General features: G+C 63.4%; 30 protein-coding genes. 26 read left to right on the top strand and 4 right to left on the bottom strand.

Annotation, left to right across the window (positions count from 1 at the left end; translation table 11 throughout):
- Window positions 1-2 precede the first annotated feature (2 nt).
- The 26 genes from rplB to ROZ00_11780 all read left to right on the top strand — a co-directional run bounded on the left by rplB (window position 3) and on the right by ROZ00_11780 (window position 13,197).
- On the top strand, window positions 3-830 hold the full coding sequence (rplB, locus tag ROZ00_11905; GenBank protein ID MDT3736924.1) for a 50S ribosomal protein L2: 828 nt from the start codon (window positions 3-5) through the stop codon (window positions 828-830).
- Between the two features lie 10 nt (window positions 831-840).
- Entirely contained in the window at window positions 841-1,125 is a 285-nt protein-coding gene (gene rpsS, locus ROZ00_11900; protein MDT3736923.1) for a 30S ribosomal protein S19, read from the top strand.
- A 9-nt stretch (window positions 1,126-1,134) separates the two neighbouring features.
- A complete protein-coding gene (gene rplV, locus ROZ00_11895; protein MDT3736922.1) occupies window positions 1,135-1,491 on the top strand; it encodes a 50S ribosomal protein L22 in 357 nt (118 codons plus the stop codon).
- Between the two features lie 9 nt (window positions 1,492-1,500).
- The gene (gene rpsC / locus ROZ00_11890) at window positions 1,501-2,403 is read left to right on the top strand and encodes a 30S ribosomal protein S3 (protein MDT3736921.1); all 903 of its coding nucleotides are present in this window, start codon (window positions 1,501-1,503) and stop codon (window positions 2,401-2,403) included.
- A gap of 5 nt (window positions 2,404-2,408) precedes the next feature.
- Window positions 2,409-2,822 (top strand): 50S ribosomal protein L16, encoded by a 414-nt coding sequence (gene rplP / locus ROZ00_11885; protein ID MDT3736920.1) that lies wholly within the window; start codon window positions 2,409-2,411, stop codon window positions 2,820-2,822.
- Window positions 2,823-2,824: 2 nt separating this feature from the next.
- Entirely contained in the window at window positions 2,825-3,019 is a 195-nt protein-coding gene (gene rpmC, locus ROZ00_11880; GenBank protein MDT3736919.1) for a 50S ribosomal protein L29, read from the top strand.
- Window positions 3,016-3,282: a 30S ribosomal protein S17 gene (gene rpsQ / locus ROZ00_11875; protein ID MDT3736918.1), complete on the top strand. Its 267-nt coding sequence runs from the start codon at window positions 3,016-3,018 to the stop codon at window positions 3,280-3,282. The genes rpmC and rpsQ overlap by 4 nt, the downstream gene beginning before the upstream one ends.
- 186 nt (window positions 3,283-3,468) lie before the next feature.
- Window positions 3,469-3,837: a 50S ribosomal protein L14 gene (rplN, locus tag ROZ00_11870; GenBank protein ID MDT3736917.1), complete on the top strand. Its 369-nt coding sequence runs from the start codon at window positions 3,469-3,471 to the stop codon at window positions 3,835-3,837.
- Between the two features lie 11 nt (window positions 3,838-3,848).
- A complete protein-coding gene (rplX, locus tag ROZ00_11865) occupies window positions 3,849-4,166 on the top strand; it encodes a 50S ribosomal protein L24 (GenBank protein ID MDT3736916.1) in 318 nt (105 codons plus the stop codon).
- 10 nt (window positions 4,167-4,176) lie between these two features.
- Window positions 4,177-4,716 carry a 50S ribosomal protein L5 gene (gene rplE, locus ROZ00_11860; GenBank protein MDT3736915.1) on the top strand — a complete coding sequence of 180 codons (540 nt, stop codon included), beginning with the start codon at window positions 4,177-4,179 and terminating at the stop codon, window positions 4,714-4,716.
- Between the two features lie 7 nt (window positions 4,717-4,723).
- On the top strand, window positions 4,724-5,029 hold the full coding sequence (gene rpsN / locus ROZ00_11855) for a 30S ribosomal protein S14 (GenBank protein ID MDT3736914.1): 306 nt from the start codon (window positions 4,724-4,726) through the stop codon (window positions 5,027-5,029).
- Window positions 5,030-5,042: 13 nt separating this feature from the next.
- On the top strand, window positions 5,043-5,438 hold the full coding sequence (rpsH, locus tag ROZ00_11850; GenBank protein MDT3736913.1) for a 30S ribosomal protein S8: 396 nt from the start codon (window positions 5,043-5,045) through the stop codon (window positions 5,436-5,438).
- A 10-nt stretch (window positions 5,439-5,448) separates the two neighbouring features.
- A complete protein-coding gene (rplF, locus tag ROZ00_11845; GenBank protein ID MDT3736912.1) occupies window positions 5,449-5,982 on the top strand; it encodes a 50S ribosomal protein L6 in 534 nt (177 codons plus the stop codon).
- Window positions 5,983-5,992: 10 nt separating this feature from the next.
- On the top strand, window positions 5,993-6,346 hold the full coding sequence (gene rplR / locus ROZ00_11840; protein ID MDT3736911.1) for a 50S ribosomal protein L18: 354 nt from the start codon (window positions 5,993-5,995) through the stop codon (window positions 6,344-6,346).
- A gap of 12 nt (window positions 6,347-6,358) precedes the next feature.
- A complete protein-coding gene (rpsE, locus tag ROZ00_11835) occupies window positions 6,359-6,883 on the top strand; it encodes a 30S ribosomal protein S5 (protein MDT3736910.1) in 525 nt (174 codons plus the stop codon).
- Between the two features lie 3 nt (window positions 6,884-6,886).
- Window positions 6,887-7,069 carry a 50S ribosomal protein L30 gene (gene rpmD / locus ROZ00_11830; GenBank protein ID MDT3736909.1) on the top strand — a complete coding sequence of 61 codons (183 nt, stop codon included), beginning with the start codon at window positions 6,887-6,889 and terminating at the stop codon, window positions 7,067-7,069.
- Entirely contained in the window at window positions 7,070-7,507 is a 438-nt protein-coding gene (rplO, locus tag ROZ00_11825) for a 50S ribosomal protein L15 (protein MDT3736908.1), read from the top strand.
- Window positions 7,508-7,582: 75 nt separating this feature from the next.
- Entirely contained in the window at window positions 7,583-8,845 is a 1,263-nt protein-coding gene (gene secY, locus ROZ00_11820) for a preprotein translocase subunit SecY (GenBank protein ID MDT3736907.1), read from the top strand.
- 5 nt (window positions 8,846-8,850) lie between these two features.
- Complete coding sequence (gene infA / locus ROZ00_11815; protein MDT3736906.1) at window positions 8,851-9,069, top strand: translation initiation factor IF-1; 219 nt, start codon at window positions 8,851-8,853, stop codon at window positions 9,067-9,069.
- A gap of 21 nt (window positions 9,070-9,090) precedes the next feature.
- Window positions 9,091-9,204, top strand: a complete 114-nt coding sequence (gene rpmJ / locus ROZ00_11810) for a 50S ribosomal protein L36 (GenBank protein MDT3736905.1) — start codon at window positions 9,091-9,093, stop codon at window positions 9,202-9,204.
- A 66-nt stretch (window positions 9,205-9,270) separates the two neighbouring features.
- Window positions 9,271-9,633, top strand: a complete 363-nt coding sequence (rpsM, locus tag ROZ00_11805) for a 30S ribosomal protein S13 (GenBank protein MDT3736904.1) — start codon at window positions 9,271-9,273, stop codon at window positions 9,631-9,633.
- Between the two features lie 11 nt (window positions 9,634-9,644).
- Window positions 9,645-10,040, top strand: coding sequence for a 30S ribosomal protein S11 (gene rpsK, locus ROZ00_11800; GenBank protein MDT3736903.1), 396 nt, complete (start codon window positions 9,645-9,647; stop codon window positions 10,038-10,040).
- A 26-nt stretch (window positions 10,041-10,066) separates the two neighbouring features.
- Window positions 10,067-10,696: a 30S ribosomal protein S4 gene (gene rpsD / locus ROZ00_11795; GenBank protein MDT3736902.1), complete on the top strand. Its 630-nt coding sequence runs from the start codon at window positions 10,067-10,069 to the stop codon at window positions 10,694-10,696.
- 40 nt (window positions 10,697-10,736) lie between these two features.
- The gene (rpoA, locus tag ROZ00_11790; protein ID MDT3736901.1) at window positions 10,737-11,717 is read left to right on the top strand and encodes a DNA-directed RNA polymerase subunit alpha; all 981 of its coding nucleotides are present in this window, start codon (window positions 10,737-10,739) and stop codon (window positions 11,715-11,717) included.
- 30 nt (window positions 11,718-11,747) lie between these two features.
- On the top strand, window positions 11,748-12,137 hold the full coding sequence (gene rplQ, locus ROZ00_11785; GenBank protein MDT3736900.1) for a 50S ribosomal protein L17: 390 nt from the start codon (window positions 11,748-11,750) through the stop codon (window positions 12,135-12,137).
- A 73-nt stretch (window positions 12,138-12,210) separates the two neighbouring features.
- A complete protein-coding gene (locus tag ROZ00_11780) occupies window positions 12,211-13,197 on the top strand; it encodes a D-cysteine desulfhydrase family protein (GenBank protein MDT3736899.1) in 987 nt (328 codons plus the stop codon).
- Here ROZ00_11780 and cysN read toward each other — a convergent pair.
- From cysN to ROZ00_11760, 4 genes are read right to left on the bottom strand one after another with little or no spacing between them, the layout of a single operon-like run.
- Window positions 13,194-14,474, bottom strand: coding sequence for a sulfate adenylyltransferase subunit CysN (cysN, locus tag ROZ00_11775; protein ID MDT3736898.1), 1,281 nt, complete (start codon window positions 14,472-14,474; stop codon window positions 13,194-13,196). The two genes, ROZ00_11780 and cysN, sit on opposite strands and share 4 nt — an antisense overlap.
- Window positions 14,474-15,412 (bottom strand): sulfate adenylyltransferase subunit CysD, encoded by a 939-nt coding sequence (gene cysD, locus ROZ00_11770; protein MDT3736897.1) that lies wholly within the window; start codon window positions 15,410-15,412, stop codon window positions 14,474-14,476. Before cysD ends, cysN begins: the two co-directional genes overlap by 1 nt.
- Complete coding sequence (locus ROZ00_11765) at window positions 15,409-16,119, bottom strand: phosphoadenylyl-sulfate reductase (protein ID MDT3736896.1); 711 nt, start codon at window positions 16,117-16,119, stop codon at window positions 15,409-15,411. The genes cysD and ROZ00_11765 overlap by 4 nt, the downstream gene beginning before the upstream one ends.
- 13 nt (window positions 16,120-16,132) lie before the next feature.
- A complete protein-coding gene (locus tag ROZ00_11760; GenBank protein ID MDT3736895.1) occupies window positions 16,133-18,211 on the bottom strand; it encodes a nitrite/sulfite reductase in 2,079 nt (692 codons plus the stop codon).
- Between the last annotated feature and the right edge of the window lie 3 nt (window positions 18,212-18,214).

The following is an 18,214-nucleotide window of genomic DNA, read 5'->3' as shown; positions in this document are numbered from 1 at the left end:
CCATGGCACTCGTCAAAGTCAAACCAACTTCTGCCGGTCGCCGCGCTGTGGTCAAGGTCGTCAACCCCGACCTGCACAAGGGTGCGCCTGTCGCTGCGCTGGTCGAAAAGAAGAACAGCAAGGCAGGCCGCAACAACCACGGCCACATTACTACGCGCCACAAGGGCGGCGGGCACAAGCAGAACTACCGCATCGTCGATTTCCGTCGCAATAAGGACGGTATTCCGGCCAAGGTCGAGCGGCTTGAGTATGACCCGAACCGCAGCGCCAACCTGGCCCTGCTCTGCTATGCCGACGGCGAGCGTCGTTATATCGTGGCACCCAAGGGAGTGGCAGTGGGCACGCAATTGATTAGCGGTTCTGAGGCCCCGATCAAGCCGGGTAACGCCCTGCCGCTGCGCAACATCCCGGTCGGTACCACCATCCACTGCATCGAGATGGTTCCCGGAAAGGGCGCCCAGCTGGCGCGCGCAGCCGGCACTTCTGTACAGCTATTGGCGCGTGAAGGCAGCTATGCGCAGTTGCGCCTGCGTTCCGGAGAGATTCGCCGCGTGCACGTCGAGTGCCGCGCGACAATCGGCGAGGTGGGCAATGAGGAAAACAACCTGCGCTCAATCGGCAAGGCTGGTGCCCAGCGCTGGCGCGGTATTCGTCCGACGGTGCGCGGTGTGGCGATGAACCCGATCGACCACCCGCATGGCGGCGGCGAGGGCAAGACCGCCGCTGGCCGTGATCCGGTCAGCCCGTGGGGTACGCCGACCAAGGGCTACCGTACACGCCGCAATAAGCGCACGGACAGCATGATCGTCCAGCGCCGGCACAAGAAATAAGAGGTGAAGCATGGCACGCTCAGTTAAGAAAGGCCCGTTCGTCGACGCCCACCTGGAAAAGAAGGTGGAAACGTCGCGCGCTACCAACGACAAACGCCCGATCAAGACGTGGTCGCGGCGCTCCACTGTCCTGCCGGATTTCGTCGGCTTGACCATCGCCGTGCATAACGGCAAGCAGCACATTCCGGTGTACATCTCGGAAAACATGGTCGGCCACAAGCTCGGCGAGTTCGCCCTGACTCGCACGTTCAAGGGGCATACTGCCGGCACAAAAAAAGCCGTGGTCAAGAAGTAAGGAGAGATGATGGAAACCAATGCAATTTTGCGTGGCGTCCGCCTCTCGGCGCAGAAGGGAAGGCTTGTCGCCGACCAGATCCGCGGCCTGCCGGTGGACCAGGCGCTCAACGTCTTGACATTCTCGCCGAAGAAGGGCGCCAAGATCATCAAAAAGGTGCTTGAGTCGGCGATTGCCAATGCTGAGCACAACGACGGTGCAGACATCGATACGCTCCAGGTCAAGACGATCCATGTCGAGCGAGGCATGATGCTGAAACGCTTCATGCCTCGCGCCAAGGGTCGCGGCTTCAAGATCCTCAAGCCGACCTGCCATATCTATGTCACCGTCGGTGACGCGCCAGCGAAGAAATCCGGAAGGAAGTAAGGAGAAACTATGGGACAGAAGATACATCCGACCGGTTTCCGCCTCTCGGTCACGCGCAACTGGAGTTCGCGCTGGTACGCCAACAGCAAATCGTTCCCACAGATGCTCAATGAAGACATCGAGGTGCGCGACTACCTGAAAAGGAAGCTGGCGCATGCCTCGGTCGGCCGCGTGGTCATCGAGCGCCCGGCCAAGAACGCCCGCATCACGGTGTATTCAGCCCGCCCCGGCGTTGTCATCGGGAAGAAGGGTGAGGACATCGAGCATCTGAAGGCCGATCTGCAGAAGATCATGGGCGTACAGGTCCATGTCAACATTGAAGAGATCCGCAAACCTGAGACAGATGCGCAGCTGATCGCCGATTCGATTGCCCAGCAACTGGAGAAGCGCATCATGTTCCGCCGCGCCATGAAGCGCGCAATGCAGAATGCCATGCGGCTCGGTGCTCAAGGCATCAAGATCATGAGTTCCGGCCGCCTGAATGGCGCCGAGATTGCCCGCCGCGAGTGGTATCGTGAAGGCCGCGTGCCCCTGCATACCCTGCGCGCTGACATCGATTACGGCACTTCGGAAGCCAAGACCACTTACGGAATCATCGGCATTAAGGTGTGGGTGTTCAAGGGCGAAACGATGGCGCGAAACGAGCAGCCGGCGGTTGCTCCGGAAGGCGCGCCCGCAGAGGAGCCGGCGAAGAAGATGCGCAAGGCCCCTGCCCGCCCGACTGCCAGGGCTGAAGGCGAGGGAGAGACCAAGCCGGCAGCCAAGCCGCGCACACCGCGCAAGCCCGCCACCAAGTCAGCCGAAGCCAAGCCGGATGCCGCCGCCCCTGCGGGCGAGGCAGCCGCGCCGGCCAAGACGCCTGCCAAGCGCGTGCGCAAGCCTGCCGCGCCCAAGGCGGAAGGTAAGGAGTAAGAGCAATGCTGCAACCAGCACGCAGGAAATATCGCAAGGAACAGAAGGGCCGCAACAAGGGCATTGCAACGCGCGGCACCAAGGTGAGTTTCGGCGAATTTGGCCTCAAGGCCATCGGCCGCGGCCGTCTGACAGCGCGTCAAATCGAGGCTGCCCGCCGTGCCATGACCCGCCATATCAAGCGCGGCGGCCGTATCTGGATCCGTATTTTCCCGGACAAGCCCATTTCCCAGAAGCCCGCAGAGGTGAGGATGGGCAATGGCAAGGGCAATCCCGAGTACTACGTTGCCGAGATCCAGCCAGGCAAGGTGATTTACGAAATGGACGGGGTGGACGAGACGTTGGCCCGTGAGGCATTTGCGCTGGCAGCGGCCAAGCTCCCGATTGAGACGACCTTCGTCGTGCGCCAGGTGGGGTGATCATGAAAGCGAAAGAACTCAGGGCCAAAGACGCGGCCGACCTGAACAAGGAACTGATGGAGTTGCGCAAGGCGCAGTTTTCGCTGCGCATGCAGGTGGCAACCCAGCAACTGCAAAATACCAGCCAGCTCGGCAAGGTGCGCAAGGACATTGCGCGCGTGAAAACCCTCTTGCGTGAAAAGGCGGCAACGAAATGAACGAGGCAACTCAGAAAGTGCGACGGACCCTAACAGGCCGCGTCGTCAGCGATAAGATGCAGAAAACCGTCACCGTACTAGTTGAGCGGCGGGTTAAACACCCGATTGGCAAAATTGTCACCCGTTCGCGCAAATACGCGGCCCATATCGAAGGCCTAGAGGCTGGCGCTGGTGATGTGGTGCAGATCGAGGAGTGCGCCCCGGTCTCCAAGACCAAGGCCTGGCGCGTGACACGTGTGGTGGAAAAGGCGCGCGCGATATAATTTAATTCGCCAAGCCTGTTTACTCGGCCGGCGAATACCGATACAATTGCCGGCTATTTTCCTCGTTCAGTACTGCTGCCAGTATTGAACGAGCTTTATGCCTGACTGGTCAGCTGGTCGGGTCCAACCCGGACGGGTTCCAAGACTGACCGCGGCACACGCTGCGATTAAGTTGGAGATTGAACAATGATTCAAATGCAGACGGTGCTGAATGTCGCCGATAATACTGGCGCACGTTCAGTCATGTGCATCAAGGTGCTGGGCGGCTCAAAGCGCCGCTATGCCGGCATCGGTGATGTGATCAAGGTGAGCATCAAGGATGCTGCACCGCGCGGCCGCGTCAAGAAGGGCGAGGTTTATAGCGCAGTGGTGGTTCGTACCGCCAAGGGTGTGCGCCGTCCAGACGGTTCGGTCGTCAAGTTTGACGGGAATGCCGCGGTGCTGCTCAACAATAAGCTCGAGCCGATCGGCACGCGTATCTTCGGTCCGGTGACGCGTGAGCTGCGTACCGAGCGCTTCATGAAGATCGTCTCGCTGGCGCCCGAAGTTCTCTGAGGATTCTGGCCATGAACAAAATTCGCAAGGGCGACAACGTCATCGTCATCGCCGGCAAGGACAAGGGCAAGCGTGGTGCCGTGCTGCGCAGCCTTGAGGACGACCGCGTGCTAGTAGAGGGCGTGAACAAGGTCAAGCGGCACACCAGGCCAAATCCGGTCAAAGGTCAGCCCGGTGGCATCCTGGAGAAGGAAATGCCGATTCATGTTTCGAACGTGGCGCTGGTCAACCCCGCGACGCAAAAGGCCGACCGAGTCGGCTTCAAGACGCTGGACGATGGCCGTAAGGTCCGCGTTTTCAAGTCGAATGGCGAAACTGTGGAAGCGTAAGGAAGGATTTATGGCGCGCTTGCAGGAATACTACAAACAGACCGTGATGGCCGAACTGACCAAGAAGTTCGGCTACAAGTCAGTCATGGAAGTGCCCCGCATCACCAAGATAACGCTCAACATGGGCGTGGGCGAGGCGGTCGGCGACAAGAAGGTGCTCGAGCATGCGGTGGGCGACATGACCAAGATCGCTGGCCAGAAGCCGGTCACGACAAAGTCGAAGAAATCGATTGCCGGCTTCAAGATCCGTGAAGGCTACCCGATCGGCTGCATGGTTACGCTGCGTGGCGGCCGCATGTACGAGTTCCTCGATCGCCTAGTCAGCATCGCCCTGCCGCGCATCCGCGACTTCCGAGGCATTTCGGGCAAGGCCTTCGATGGCCGCGGCAACTATAACCTGGGTGTCAAGGAGCAGATCATCTTTCCGGAAATTGAGTACGACAAGATCGACGCCCTGCGTGGCATGAACATCAGCATCACGACAACCGCGAAGACCGACGAAGAAGCCAAGGCGCTTCTCGCCGCCTTCAAATTCCCCTTCAAGAACTGAGGGAACCATGGCGAAACTTGCACTCAAGAATCGCGAAGCCAAGCGCGCCAAAACGGTGGCTAAGTACGCCGCCAAACGCGCCGAACTGCTCGCCATCATCAACAATGCCAAGCTCTCCGACGAGGAGCGCATGGAGGCGCGGCTGAAGTTCCAGCAGTTGCCGCGCAATGCCAGCCCGGTCCGCCAGCGCAACCGTTGCGAATTGACCGGCCGTCCGCGCGGTTATTTCCGCAAGTTCGGACTTTGCCGCAATAAGCTGCGCGAAGTGGCCATGCGAGGCGAAGTGCCAGGCATGATCAAGGCCAGCTGGTAAGAGGAGATCGAGAATGAGCATGACTGATCCGGTCGCCGATATGCTGACGCGCATCCGCAATGCGCAGATGGCCCAGAAAAACTCCGTTGCCATGCCGTCTTCCAAGCTCAAGGTGGCTATTGCCGCCGTGCTGAAGGACGAGGGCTATATTGATGATTTCGCCGTGCGCGAGACCGAAGGCAAATCACAATTGGATATCGCCCTGAAGTACTACGCCGGGCGCCCTGTGATCGAGCGCATCGAGCGAATTTCGCGCCCTGGACTGCGTGTCTACAAGGGATCTGGTGATCTGCCGCGCGTGATGAATGGCTTGGGTATCGCCATCGTTTCGACGCCGAAGGGCGTTATGACTGACCGTCGCGCGCGCGCCACCAATGTCGGTGGCGAAGTGCTGTGCATCGTGGCGTAAGGAGGAAACGATGTCACGTATTGCTAAATATCCTGTTGAGTTGCCCAAGGGCGTTGAAGTATCGCTGTCAGCGGCCGAAGTCAGCGTAAAGGGTCCCCTCGGTACGCTCAAGCAGGCTGTGCATCCGTCGGTCAGCATTGAGCGTGACGGTGATAAGCTCCAGTGCAAGGCAGTAGCAGGCGCCGAGCTTGGCAGTGCCCATTCCGGCACGATGCGTGCCTTGCTGTCCAACATGGTGACGGGTGTTACCAAGGGGTTTGAAAGGAAGCTGACCCTTGTCGGCGTCGGATATCGCGCCCAGGCGCAGGGCACCAAGCTCAACCTGACGCTCGGCTTCTCCCACCCGATAGTGCATGACATGCCGGCTGGCATCAAGGTAGAGACGCCCTCGCAGACGGAAATCATCATCAAGGGCATCGATAAACAAGTTGTGGGTCAGGTGGCGGCTGAAGTGCGCGGCTATCGTCCGCCAGAGCCTTACAAGGGCAAGGGCGTGCGCTACGCGGACGAAGTCATCGTTCTGAAAGAAACGAAGAAGAAGTAAGGGTACCGCAATGGACAAAAAGCAGGCGCGTTTGCGCAGAGCTCGCAAAACCCGAGCCAAGATTGCCGAACTCAAGACGGTGCGCCTTTGCGTGCATCGTTCCAACAGCCACATCTATGCCCAGATCATCGACGGCAACGGCGCGAAGGTACTGGCTGCCGCCTCGACTGTCGAGGAGGGTGTGCGAAAGCAGGCACCCAGTGGCGGCAACGTCATGGCGGCAACCTTGGTCGGCAAACTGATCGCCGAGCGGGCCAAGGCCGCCGGTGTCGAGACGGTCGCGTTCGACCGTTCCGGCTTCATGTACCACGGTCGCGTAAAGGCGCTGGCCGAAGCCGCGCGTGAAGGCGGACTCAAGTTCTAAGCGAGGTTAGCAATGGCAAAACCGCAGACGAGAAAACCGCAGACGTCGGAGGAGCGTGACGACGGCCTGCGCGAGAAGATGGTCTCCATCAACCGCGTTACCAAGGTGGTGAAGGGCGGACGCATCCTTGGCTTTGCCGCGCTCACCGTGGTCGGTGACGGTGATGGCGGCATCGGCATGGGCAAGGGGAAATCCCGCGAGGTACCTGTTGCCGTGCAGAAGGCCATGGAAGAGGCGCGTCGCAAGATGGTCAGGATTTCACTCAAGAATGGCACCCTGCAGCATGCCGTTATCGGTGAGCATGGCGCATCGCGCGTGCTGATGCAGCCCGCCTCGGCCGGTACCGGCATCATCGCCGGCGGTCCTATGCGTGCAGTCTTCGAAGTGATGGGCGTGACTGACGTGCTGGCCAAATGCCTGGGCTCGACCAATCCTTACAACGTAGTGCGTGCGACGCTGGACGGTCTGACCAAGATGAGCACTCCAGCCGAAGTGGCAGCCAAGCGTGGCAAGACCATCGAAGAGATTCTGGGGTAAGCCATGGCCGATAAGAAAGTCAGAGTTACATTGGTGAAGGGCCTGATGGGCACCAAGCAGGATCACCGCGCCACCGTGCGCGGCCTCGGACTCAAGCGCCGCAATCATACGGTCGAACTGATTGACACGCCTGCGGTGCGCGGCATGATCAACAAGGTCGCCTACCTCGTGAAGTGTGAGGGTTAAATGGAACTGAACAATCTCAAACCTGCTGCGGGCGCCAAGCACGCCAAACGCCGCGTTGGGCGCGGTATCGGCAGTGGTCTCGGCAAGACGGCCGGCCGTGGCCACAAGGGCCAGACGTCCCGTGCCGGCGGTTTCCACAAGACCGGCTTCGAGGGTGGCCAGATGCCATTGCAGCGCCGCCTGCCCAAGCGTGGCTTTGTCTCGCTGACGCGCACCCGCAACATCGAAGTGCGCCTGTCCGACCTGGAGAGACTCCCGGTTGGAGAGGTCGACCTGCTGGTGTTGAAGCAGGCCGGCGTGGTGCCGGGCGATGCGCTGTCTGCCAAGGTCATCCTGTCGGGCAAGCTGACCAAGAAAGTTGCGCTGAAGGGGGTTGGTGCCACCAAGGGCGCCAGGGCCGCCATTGAAGCCGCCGGCGGCAGCGTAGCGGCGGAGTAATCGGGAAGCGCCTTGGCCAACGAAACTGCAACTCTGGGCAAGACTGGAAAGTTCGGCGACCTGAAGCGCCGGCTGATGTTCCTGCTCGGCGCGCTGATCGTCTATCGCATCGGTGCGCACATTCCCGTACCGGGTATCGACCCGGTGCAGCTGGCCGAGCTGTTCCAAGGCCAACAGGGTGGCATTCTTGGCATCTTCAACCTGTTTTCCGGGGGCGCCCTTTCGCGCTTTACCATCTTTGCGCTGGGCATCATGCCCTACATTTCTGCTTCGATCATCATGCAACTGATGACGGTGGCGTTGCCATCGATGGAGGCGCTGAAGAAAGAAGGTGAGGCTGGTCGGCGCAAGATTACCCAATACACCCGCTATGGCACGGTCGCTCTGGCCCTCGTGCAGGGTCTTGGCATCGCCATAGCGCTTGAATCACAGCCCGGTTTGGTGCTCGATCCTGGCATCTTGTTCCGTGTCACCTGCGTGACGACGTTGCTGACCGGCACCATGTTCCTGATGTGGCTGGGCGAGCAGATCACCGAGCGCGGCTTGGGCAATGGCATTTCGATCATTATTTTCGCCGGCATCGCGGCAGGCCTGCCCAGTGCCATCGGCGGGCTCCTTGAGTTGGTGCGCACTGGAGCCATGCACGCCCTGACGGCGATCTTCATCATTGCACTGGTATTCCTGGTAACCGGCTTTGTCGTTTTTGTGGAGCGCGGCCAGCGCAAGATTCTGGTGAACTACGCCAAGCGTCAGGTCGGTAACAAGGTATATGGCGGCCAGAGCTCGCATTTGCCGCTGAAGCTGAACATGTCTGGCGTTATCCCGCCGATCTTCGCTTCCTCGATCATCCTGTTTCCTGCCACCGTGGCCGGCTGGTTCGGTTCTGGCGAGGGCATGTTCTGGCTGAAGGACATTGCAGCAACGCTCTCACCTGGCCAGCCCATCTACGTGATGCTGTATGCCGCAGCAATTGTCTTTTTCTGCTTCTTCTACACGGCGCTGGTCTTCAACTCGAAGGAGACAGCAGACAACCTGAAGAAGAGCGGTGCCTTCGTCCCCGGCATTCGCCCTGGCGATCAGACGGCCCGATACATCGACAAGATTTTGATGCGACTGACGCTGGCTGGTGCAATTTACGTCACCCTGGTCTGCCTGATGCCGGAGTTCCTTATCCTGAAGTGGAATGTGCCGTTCTACTTCGGCGGAACCAGCCTGCTGATCATCGTTGTAGTGACCATGGATTTCATGTCGCAGGTGCAGGCCTACGTCATGACCCATCAGTACGAGAGCCTGTTGAAGAAGGCGAATTTCAAGGGGGCGGGGTTCCCCGGCAGATAGGGCGCATGGCCAAGGAAGATGTCATCGAGATGCAGGGCGAGGTTCAGGAGAATTTGCCCAATGCAACCTTCAAAGTGAAGCTTGAGAATGGCCACGTGATCCATGCATTTATATCAGGCAAGATGCGCATGCACTACATCCGCATCCTGCCGGGCGACAAGGTGACGGTGCAGATGACGCCATACGACCTGACCAAGGGTCGCATCACCTTCCGCGCCAAGTGAGGAGCATTACGGGAGAAAAACATGAAAGTTCTCGCATCGGTCAAGAAGCTATGCCGCAACTGCAAGGTCATCCGCCGCAAGGGCGTGGTCCGCATCATTTGCAAGGACCCTCGCCACAAGCAGCGCCAAGGTTGATCAGGCAGGACGGCTCAGATATAATTTACGGTTCCGCTTTTTTGGGGTGACGAAAGGTCTACGCTTATGGCCCGCATCGCAGGGGTAAATATTCCCAACCATCAACATACCGCAATCGCGTTGACCGCGATCTACGGTATTGGCCGCACGCGCGCGCAGAAGATTTGCGATGCCGCCGGCATTGCACACGCGACGAAGATCAAGGATTTGACCGACACGCAGATGGACAAGCTGCGTGAGGAAGTCGGCAAGTTCACTATCGAGGGTGATCTGCGCCGCGAGGTGACCATGAGCATCAAGCGCCTGATGGATCTCGGCTGCTATCGTGGCGTGCGCCATCGCAAGGGCCTGCCCTGCCGTGGGCAGCGCACGCGGACCAATGCTCGCACGCGCAAGGGACCGCGCAAGGCGATCCGTGCGACGAAGTAAGGAACTGACAGATGGTTACGAAATCCAGCGCCACCAAGGCGCGCAAGAAGGTCAAGAAGAACGTTGCCGAAGGTATCGCGCACGTTCATGCCTCCTTCAACAATACGATCATCACGATCACCGACCGCCAGGGTAATGCTCTGTCGTGGGCGACGTCCGGTGGTGCCGGCTTCAAGGGCTCGCGCAAGAGCACGCCGTTTGCCGCGCAGGTTGCCGCCGAGCATGCCGGCAAGGCCGCGCAGGAATGCGGCGTGAAGAACCTGGAGGTGCGCATTACGGGCCCTGGCCCCGGCCGCGAATCCGCGGTGCGCGCGCTCAACGCCATCGGCATGAAGATCACCAGCATCACCGACATCACGCCGATTCCCCACAACGGCTGCCGCCCGCCGAAAAAGCGCCGCGTCTGAGAGCCAGAGAACATCAGGAGTAAACCGTGGCCCGCAACCTAGATGCCAAATGCCGCCAGTGCCGTCGGGAAGGCGAAAAGCTCTTCCTGAAAGGCGAAAAATGCTTCACTGACAAGTGCGCCGTCGAGCGCCGTTCCTACGCCCCCGGCCAGCATGGCCAGAAGTCCGGCCAGCGTCTGTCCGGCTATGGGGTGCAACTGCGCGAGAAGCAGAAGATTCGTCGCACCTACGGCGTGCTCGAGCGCCAGTTCCGCAAGGTGTATGCCGAGGCCGACCGCCGCAAGGGACAGACTGGCGAGAACCTACTGCAGTTGCTGGAAAGCCGACTCGATACCGTTGCCTATCGCATGGGATTCGGCGCTTCCCGTGCGGAAGCGCGCCAGCTGGTGCGCCACAATGGCGTGCTTGTCAATGGCAAGCGCGTGAATATTCCCTCCTATGACCTGCGCCCCGGCGATACGGTGGAACTCACCGAGAAGACACGCGGCCACTTGCGTGTCAAGGCTGCGCTGGAGGCCGCCGAGTCGCGCGGCTTCCCGGAGTGGATCGAGGTCGACGCCAAGGCCGGCAAGGGTGTGTTCAAGTCCTATCCGGCGCGCACCGATTTGCCGGCGACGATCAACGAAAGCCTGGTCGTCGAATTGTATTCGCGCTAACCCGACGTCTCGCAGACGCAACGAACCTGAAGGGAAACAGATGCAAGCGACTTCGCTGCTGAAACCGCGCATCATCGATGTGCAAACCCTCTCCCCGGTGCATGCCCGCGTCGTCATGGAGCCGTTCGAGCGCGGCTATGGCCATACGCTCGGCAATGCCCTGCGCCGCATCCTGCTGTCCTCGATGCCCGGCTCGGCGCCGACCGAGGTCAATATCGAGGGCGTGCTGCACGAGTACTCCACCCTCGACGGCGTTCGTGAGGACGTCGTCGACCTGATGCTTAACCTGAAGGGTGTCGTGCTCAAGATGCACAATCGTGGCGAGGCGATCCTCACGCTCACCAAACAGGGCGAGGGCGTCGTTACAGCCGGCGACATCGAGGCCGGCCACGATGTCGAAATCATCAATCCGGATCACGTCATCGCCCATGTCGCCCCCGGCGGCAAGCTGGAGATGCAGATCAAGGTCGAAAGCGGCCGCGGTTATATCCCCGCGAACGCCCGGCCGGCAACTGGCGAAACCAAGGGCATCGGCCGCATCATGATCGATGCCTCGTTCAGCCCGGTGCGCCGGGTCGCCTACACGGTCGAGTCTGCCCGTGTCGAGCAGCGCACCGACCTCGACAAGCTGATCATGGACATCGAGACCAATGGCGCCATCGAGCCGGAAGAGGCTATCCGCTACGCCGCGCGCGTTCTGATGGAACAGCTCTCCGTCTTCGCCGACCTCGAAGGGACGCCGATCGCCGTCGAAGCGCCGCGTCCCAGCCAGGTCGATCCGATCCTGTTGCGCCCGGTGGACGATCTCGAACTGACGGTGCGCTCGGCCAACTGCCTGAAGGCCGAAAACATCTATTACATCGGCGACCTGATCCAGCGCACCGAGACGGAGTTGCTGAAGACGCCGAACCTCGGCCGCAAGTCGCTCAACGAGATCAAGGAAGTGCTGGCCTCCCGCGGCCTTACCCTGGGCATGAAGCTCGAGAACTGGCCCCCGATGGGCCTGGAAAAGCTGTCGTAACCCCGGCAGCATTAGAACAAGAGGTATCCAATGCGCCACCGTCACGGTCTTCGCAAACTCAACCGCACCAGCAGCCATCGCCTGGCCATGCTGCGCAACATGACCAACTCCCTCCTGCTGCATGAGGCGATCAAGACCACGCTGCCCAAGGCCAAGGAACTGCGCCGCGTCGTCGAGCCCATGATCACGCTGGGCAAGAAGCCTTCGCTCGCCAACCGCCGTCTGGCCTTCAACCGCCTGCGCGACCGCGACATCGTCACCAAGCTGTTCGACGAGTTGGGCCCGCGCTTCGCCAACCGCAACGGCGGCTACCTGCGCATCCTGAAGTTCGGCTTCCGCCAGGGCGACAACGCGCCGATGGCGCTGGTCGAACTGGTGGATCGCCCGGAGCCGACCGCCGAGGCGCCCGCCGCGGAATAAGGCGTCACCGCTTCATGACAAGGCCCGCTTCGGCGGGCTTTGTCGTTTCTGCGCCGGCTGCTAAGCTGAGCCCATGGACCTGTCCCGTTTCCCGCACGTTCCCCTGGCCGGCCTGCCGACGCCGATCGAGCCGCTGCCGCGGCTCACGGCTTATCTGGGCGGGCCGCGGCTCTTCGTCAAGCGCGACGACCTGACCCGCCTCGGCCTGGGCGGCAACAAGCTGCGCAAGCTGGAGTTCCTCCTCGGCGAGGCGCGGGCGCAAGGCGCCGACACCGTACTCACGGTTGGCGCCATGCAGTCCAATCATGCGCGGCAGACTGCGGCCGCCTGCGCCCGACTGGGGCTCGATTGCGAACTGATTCTGCGCCGCGGCAGCCATGCAACGGAAGCCTATCTCGACAGCGGAAACGTGTTGCTCGATCGCCTGTTCGGCGCGTGCCTGCACGTGCTCGCAGCGCATGAAAGCCGCGACGCCTTCATGACGACGCGCGCCGAGGTGCTGCGCGGAGAGGGGCGCCGGCCCTACTGCATCCCCGTCGGCGGCAGCTGCGGCCTGGGCAACCTTGGCTATGCCGTCTGCGCTCAGGAAATCCTTGCGCAGGCAAATGCCGAAAAAATGAGGTTCGACGCGGTTGTGGTCGCCACTGGCAGTGGCGGAACGCAGGGCGGGCTGGTTGCCGGCATGAAGCTGCTTGGCGGAGTGCCAGTGATCGGCGTGGCCGTCGAGGGTGACCGGCGGGAGCAGGAAGCGCTGGCGTACAGGCAGGCGGAAGAGGCACTGCGCCTGCTCGGCCATGCAGGCACTGACACGGCCGCCGGAGTTGTCGTGATGGACGAGTTCGTCGGGCCCGGTTATGCCAGACCGACCGAATCGATGCGTGAGGCGCTCTCGCTGGCGGCCCGCTTCGAAGGACTGGTGCTTGACCCGGTCTATACCGGCAAGGCGTTCGCCGGCCTTGTCGCGCTGGCGCGCAGCGGCCGCTACGGCAAGGACCAGTCCCTGCTGTTCGTACACACCGGCGGCAGCCCCGGCCTGTTCGGCTACCCGGAAAGCCTTTAGACAATCATGCCGGCGCCGACGGTGTTGTTCGTCTGCTCGTCGATGAGGATGAAGGCGCCGGTGGCGCGGTTCGATCGATAAGGGTCGACAAACAGCGGCTGCGCCAACTTGAAGGTCACGCTGCCGATATCGTTCATTTCCAGCCGGCCGCCTGCGACGTGCTTCAGTTCGTTGATGTCCTGCCGGTACTCGATGGCCGCCACCAGCGCCTTTGTCTCGCGCGTCGTGTGGCGAACGACGTACTTGTGGCCGGGTTCGAGCGGCGTCTCGGCCAGCCAGCAGACCATCGCCTCGATCAGCTTCGTCGCGTTCGCCGTGCCGGCGGGACTGACTATCATGTCGCCGCGCGAAACGTCGACCTCGTCCTCGAGCAGCAGCGTCACCGAGCGCTCGCTGCCGGCTTGCGGCAGGGAACGGTCCAGCAGACGGATGTCGCGCACGCGGGTCGTGCGGCCGGAGGGCAGAACCTGCACTTCGTCGCCGACGGCAATCTCGCCGGACTCGATGCGCCCCATGTAGCCCCGGAAGTCGTGGTGCTCGGGGGTGCGCGGGCGGCAGACGTATTGCACCGGGAAGCGGAACGGCTTTGGGGCCTCGTTGTGTGCAGGGGGTGACGTTTCGAGCAACTCCATCAGCGTCGGCCCTTTGTACCAGGGTAGGCGGTCGCCGCGTTCGACGACCATGTCGCCCGCGAGGGCGGAAATCGGGATGAAGCGCACGTCGCGGATGCCGAGCGTCGCGGCAAAGCGCAGGTAATCCTGCCGGATGCGATCGAAGAATTCCTGCGAGTAATCGACCAGGTCCATCTTGTTGACGGCCACCACCAGGTGCGGGATGCCGACGAGGTGGGCTATGTAGGAGTGTCTCCGCGTCTGCGTCAGCATGCCTTTGCGCACGTCGACGAGAATGACGGCGAGGTCGGCGATCGACGCCGCCGTGACCATATTGCGGGTGTACTGCTCGTGGCCGGGCGCGTCGGCGATGATGTACTTGCGCGTGCCGGTCGAGAAGTAGCGGTAGGCGACGTCGATGGTAATGCCCTGCTCGCGCTCGGCCTGCAGGCCGTCGGTGAGGAGCGAGAGATCCGCCGTCTCCAGACCGCGCTTCCGCGAAGTGCGCTCGATGGCGTGCAGGGTGTCGGCGAGGATCGACTTGCTGTCGTAGAGCAGGCGTCCGATCAGCGCGCTCTTGCCGTCGTCGACGCTGCCGCAGGTGAGGAAGCGCAGCAGGCCATGGTCCTCGATCTGCCTCTGGGGCAGGGGTTCGCGGGCGGACATCAGAAATAACCCTCCTTCTTGCGCTGCTCCATCGACGCCTCGGACGTCTGGTCGTCCAGGCGCGTGGCGCCGCGCTCGGAAACGGTGGTGACCGCGGTCTCGGCGATGATCTTCTCCAACGTGTCGGCGGCGGATTCCACCGGCGCCGTGCAGGTGATGTCGCCGACGGTGCGGAAGCGCACCGAGACCTGCTCGACCGGCTCGCCTTCGCGCGGCGGCGTCAGGGCCGTCACCGGCACCAGTGCGCCGTTGCGGCGCACGACCGGGCGGCGGTGGGCGAAGTAGATCGAAGGCAGTTCCAGTCCCTCGCGGGCGATGTATTGCCAGACATCCAGCTCGGTCCAGTTGGAAATCGGGAAGGCGCGGATGTTCTCGCCCGGATTGATGCGGGCGTTGTAGAGGCTCCACAGTTCCGGCCGCTGGTTCTTCGGGTCCCACTGGCCGAAGTCGTCGCGGAAGGAGAACACCCGTTCCTTGGCGCGGGCCTTTTCCTCGTCGCGGCGGGCGCCGCCGATGCAGGCGTCGAAGCCGAACTCGGCGATGGCCTCGAGCAGCGTCACCGACTGGTGCTTGTTGCGCGATTCATTGGGCGACTTCAGCACCACCGTGCCGCGCGCCATCGAGTTCTCGACCGAGCGCACGATGAGGCGCTCGCCGAGCTCGGCGGCGCGCTTGTCGCGGAAGGCCGTCACCTCGGGATAGTTGTGGCCGGTGTCGACATGCAGCAGGGGAAAGGGAAACCGGCCCGGGCGGAAGGCCTTCTCCGCCAGGCGCAGCAGGCAGATCGAGTCCTTGCCGCCGGAGAAGAGCAGCACCGGGTTGCTGCACTGGCCGGCCACTTCGCGCAGGATGTGGATGGCCTCGGCCTCCAGCCAGTCGAGGTGGTCGAGAGCGGGCGCGGCGGCGCGGGCGCGCTCCTGCAGCAGCACGTCCGTCATGCCGCCTCCTTCTCGCGCCTGGCCGGATGCAGCCCGCATTCCTTGGTGGCGGGATCCTCCCACCACCAGCGGCCGGCGCGGAGATCCTCGCCGGCGGCTAGCGCGCGGGTGCACGGCGCGCAGCCGATGCTGGGGAAGCCGCGCGCGTGCAGTTCGTTATACGGAACGCCGTAGGCATGGATATAGGCCCACACCTCGGCCTCGCTCCAGGCGGCGAGCGGGTTGAATTTCTCGATGCCGTGGGCGGCATCGAACTCGCGCTCGGGCAGGTCGTGCCGCGTCACCGCCTGCTCGCGGCGCAGGCCGGTGATCCAGGCCGTCTTGCCCGCCAGCGCCCGGCCGAGCGGCTCGACCTTGCGGGCCTGGCAGCAGGCCTTGCGCTGCTCGACGCCCTCATAAAACCCATTCACGCCGTGCGCCGTGGCGTACTGCTGCACCGCCTCCGGCTGCGGGAAGTAGACGCGCAGCGGCTGGTCGTAGCGGTCGGCCACCTGCTGCATCAGGCGGTAGGTCTCCTCGTGCAGTCGGCCGGTATCGAGGGTGAACATCTCGATTCCGGGCGCGTGGCGGGCGATCAGGTCGGTGAGCACCATGTCCTCGGCGCCGAGACTGTTGGCGAAAGCGGCCGGGGCGAACCCGGCCTCGATGCGCTTGAGCAATGCGACGGCTTCGTCGATGCGCTGCTGCGGAAGCTTTTCCAGGCTCATTTCGTGTCCTCTTTCAGGCTGCGGCCAGTTCGGTCTTGCGGACGGCAGGCACCGCGGGCAGGGCGCCGCGCAGGTCGAGCTGCGGGTCGTGCGCCTGGCACAGGGCGGCGGCGTCGACGATCCAGCGGTCGATCTCGGTGAATATTGGCTTGACCTCGGCTTCGGCGGCCTCGACCAGGCCCGCCAAGGCTTCGGCAATCCGGCCGAGCCGCTCGCCCAGCGCTTCGGCAAAAGTCAGTCCCTGCAGCACGGCGGCGATGTCGGCGAGCTCCTTCGCCTTGTCGCCGCCGAGGAAGCCGGCCAGCCCCTCGCCGACCAGCCTGAGCTGCGCCTCGGCGCAGGCTGCCGCATCTTCGAGCTTGCGCTGGAACACGAAGGCTTCTCGGTACCCGCGCTCGTGCGCGGCGTCGAAGAAGGCGCGGCCGATGGCGACGTCGGTGGCCGAGGCGCACTCGCCGCCGCCGAGCGAGACGACGCGGAAGTCCGCCGCGTCGCCGTGGTCGCGCGAGAGCTTGGCCAGCTCGAAGCGCGAGACCTGGGTCAGGTCGGCCAATAGTGACTGGAAACGCGCGGCGCCCTGGCGCTGCGCCCAGCCGAAGAAACGCTCGCCTTCGACGCGCTCCTCGTCGAAGGCCTTCTGCACGCGCGCGACGGCCTGTTCGATGCGGGCCGACGGGACCGACGGCCCCTTCAGGGCGATCGATCCGCAGGCGCTGGTGCCGTCGCCGCCGAAGTACAACTGGTAGTGCGGGATCAGCTTGCCGTGCTGGCGCTTGCCCTCGCCGTAGAGGCCGATGTCGCCCGACTCCGGCTGGGCGCAGCCGTTGTGGCAGCCGGAGACGCGGATGCGCAGGTCGTGCCGGCCGCCGGAGAGCTTCGGCGCGGCATGCATCGAGGTGGTGATGCCGAGGCGGCAGGTCGACGCGCCGGGGCAGGCGACGACGTTGTCGCCCGCCCGCGGCGTCTTCAGGCCGAGCTCGCCCAGGCGCGCGGTGAGCGCCGAGATCTGCGCCGCCGGCACGTTCAGCACGATCAGGTTCTGGTCCTGCGTCGTGCGCACATCGTCGAGGCCGAATTCGCCGAGCAGCGCGGCGAGACCGGCGAGCTGGGCGGCCGTGAGCTGGCCGAGCGGTGCGGACACGGGCACGACATGCAGGCCGGCCTGCTTCTGCGCGAAGAAGACGCGCGGCGCGCCCGGGCCCGGCACCGGGCCGCGCGCGGTGGCGCGCCATTCGCCCCGCGGCGCCGGCTTGCCGGCCAGCGCCGCACGCGTGCGGGCGAACTCCTCGTCGAAGCGCGCGATGAAGCCGGCCTCGCCGAAGCGGTCGACCAGGAACTTGATGCGCGACTTGGCGCGCTTGCTGCGGTCCGAGTACTTGTTGTGCAGGGTGATCACCGCTTCCATCGCCGGCAGCAGGTCCTGTTCCTCGATGAACTCGGCGACGGTGATCGCCTCGTGCGGCTTGTGGCCGAGGCCGCCGCCGGCGAGGACGGTGAAGCCGCTGCGCTCGCCCTTTCGCGTGGCGACGAGGCCGAGGTCGTGGATCAGTCCCTGGGCGCAGTCGGCCTCGCAGCCGGAGAAGCTGACCTTGAACTTGCGCGGCATCTGCTGGTTGAGCGGGTTGCGCAGGAAGTGCGCGACGGCGCCATCGAGATGCGCAGTGACATCGGTGTGCTCGCGCGGGCAGGCGCCGGCGAGCGGGCAGGCGGTGATGTTGCGGATGGTGTTGCCGCAGGCCTCGCGCGTCGTCACGCCGTCCTCGGCCAGGCGGCGCAGCACGGCGCCGGTCTCGGCCAGCGGCACGTGGTGCAGCTGGATGTCCTGCCGCGTCGTGACGTGCGCCACCTGCTGCGGCACGTGCTTCTCGGTGACCTCGGCGATGGCCGCCAGCCGCGCCGGATCGAGGCGGCCGCCGGGCAGCTTGATGCGCACCATGTTCACGCCCTCCTGGCGCTGGCCGTACACGCCCTGCTGCAGGCGCAGGGCGGTGAAGCGCTCGGCGTCGAGCTCCAGGTCGAGGTAGCGGGCGAGCGCCTCTTCGTAGTGGGCGATTTCGTCGGCGTCGGCGAGGGGGGCGAGTGGGGTCGTCATGAT

The organism is Denitratisoma sp. (assembly GCA_032027165.1).
Taxonomy (GTDB): domain Bacteria; phylum Pseudomonadota; class Gammaproteobacteria; order Burkholderiales; family Rhodocyclaceae; genus Desulfobacillus.
Note: the sequence above shows the minus strand (reverse complement) of the source record. Positions and strands in the feature narration are given on the sequence as shown.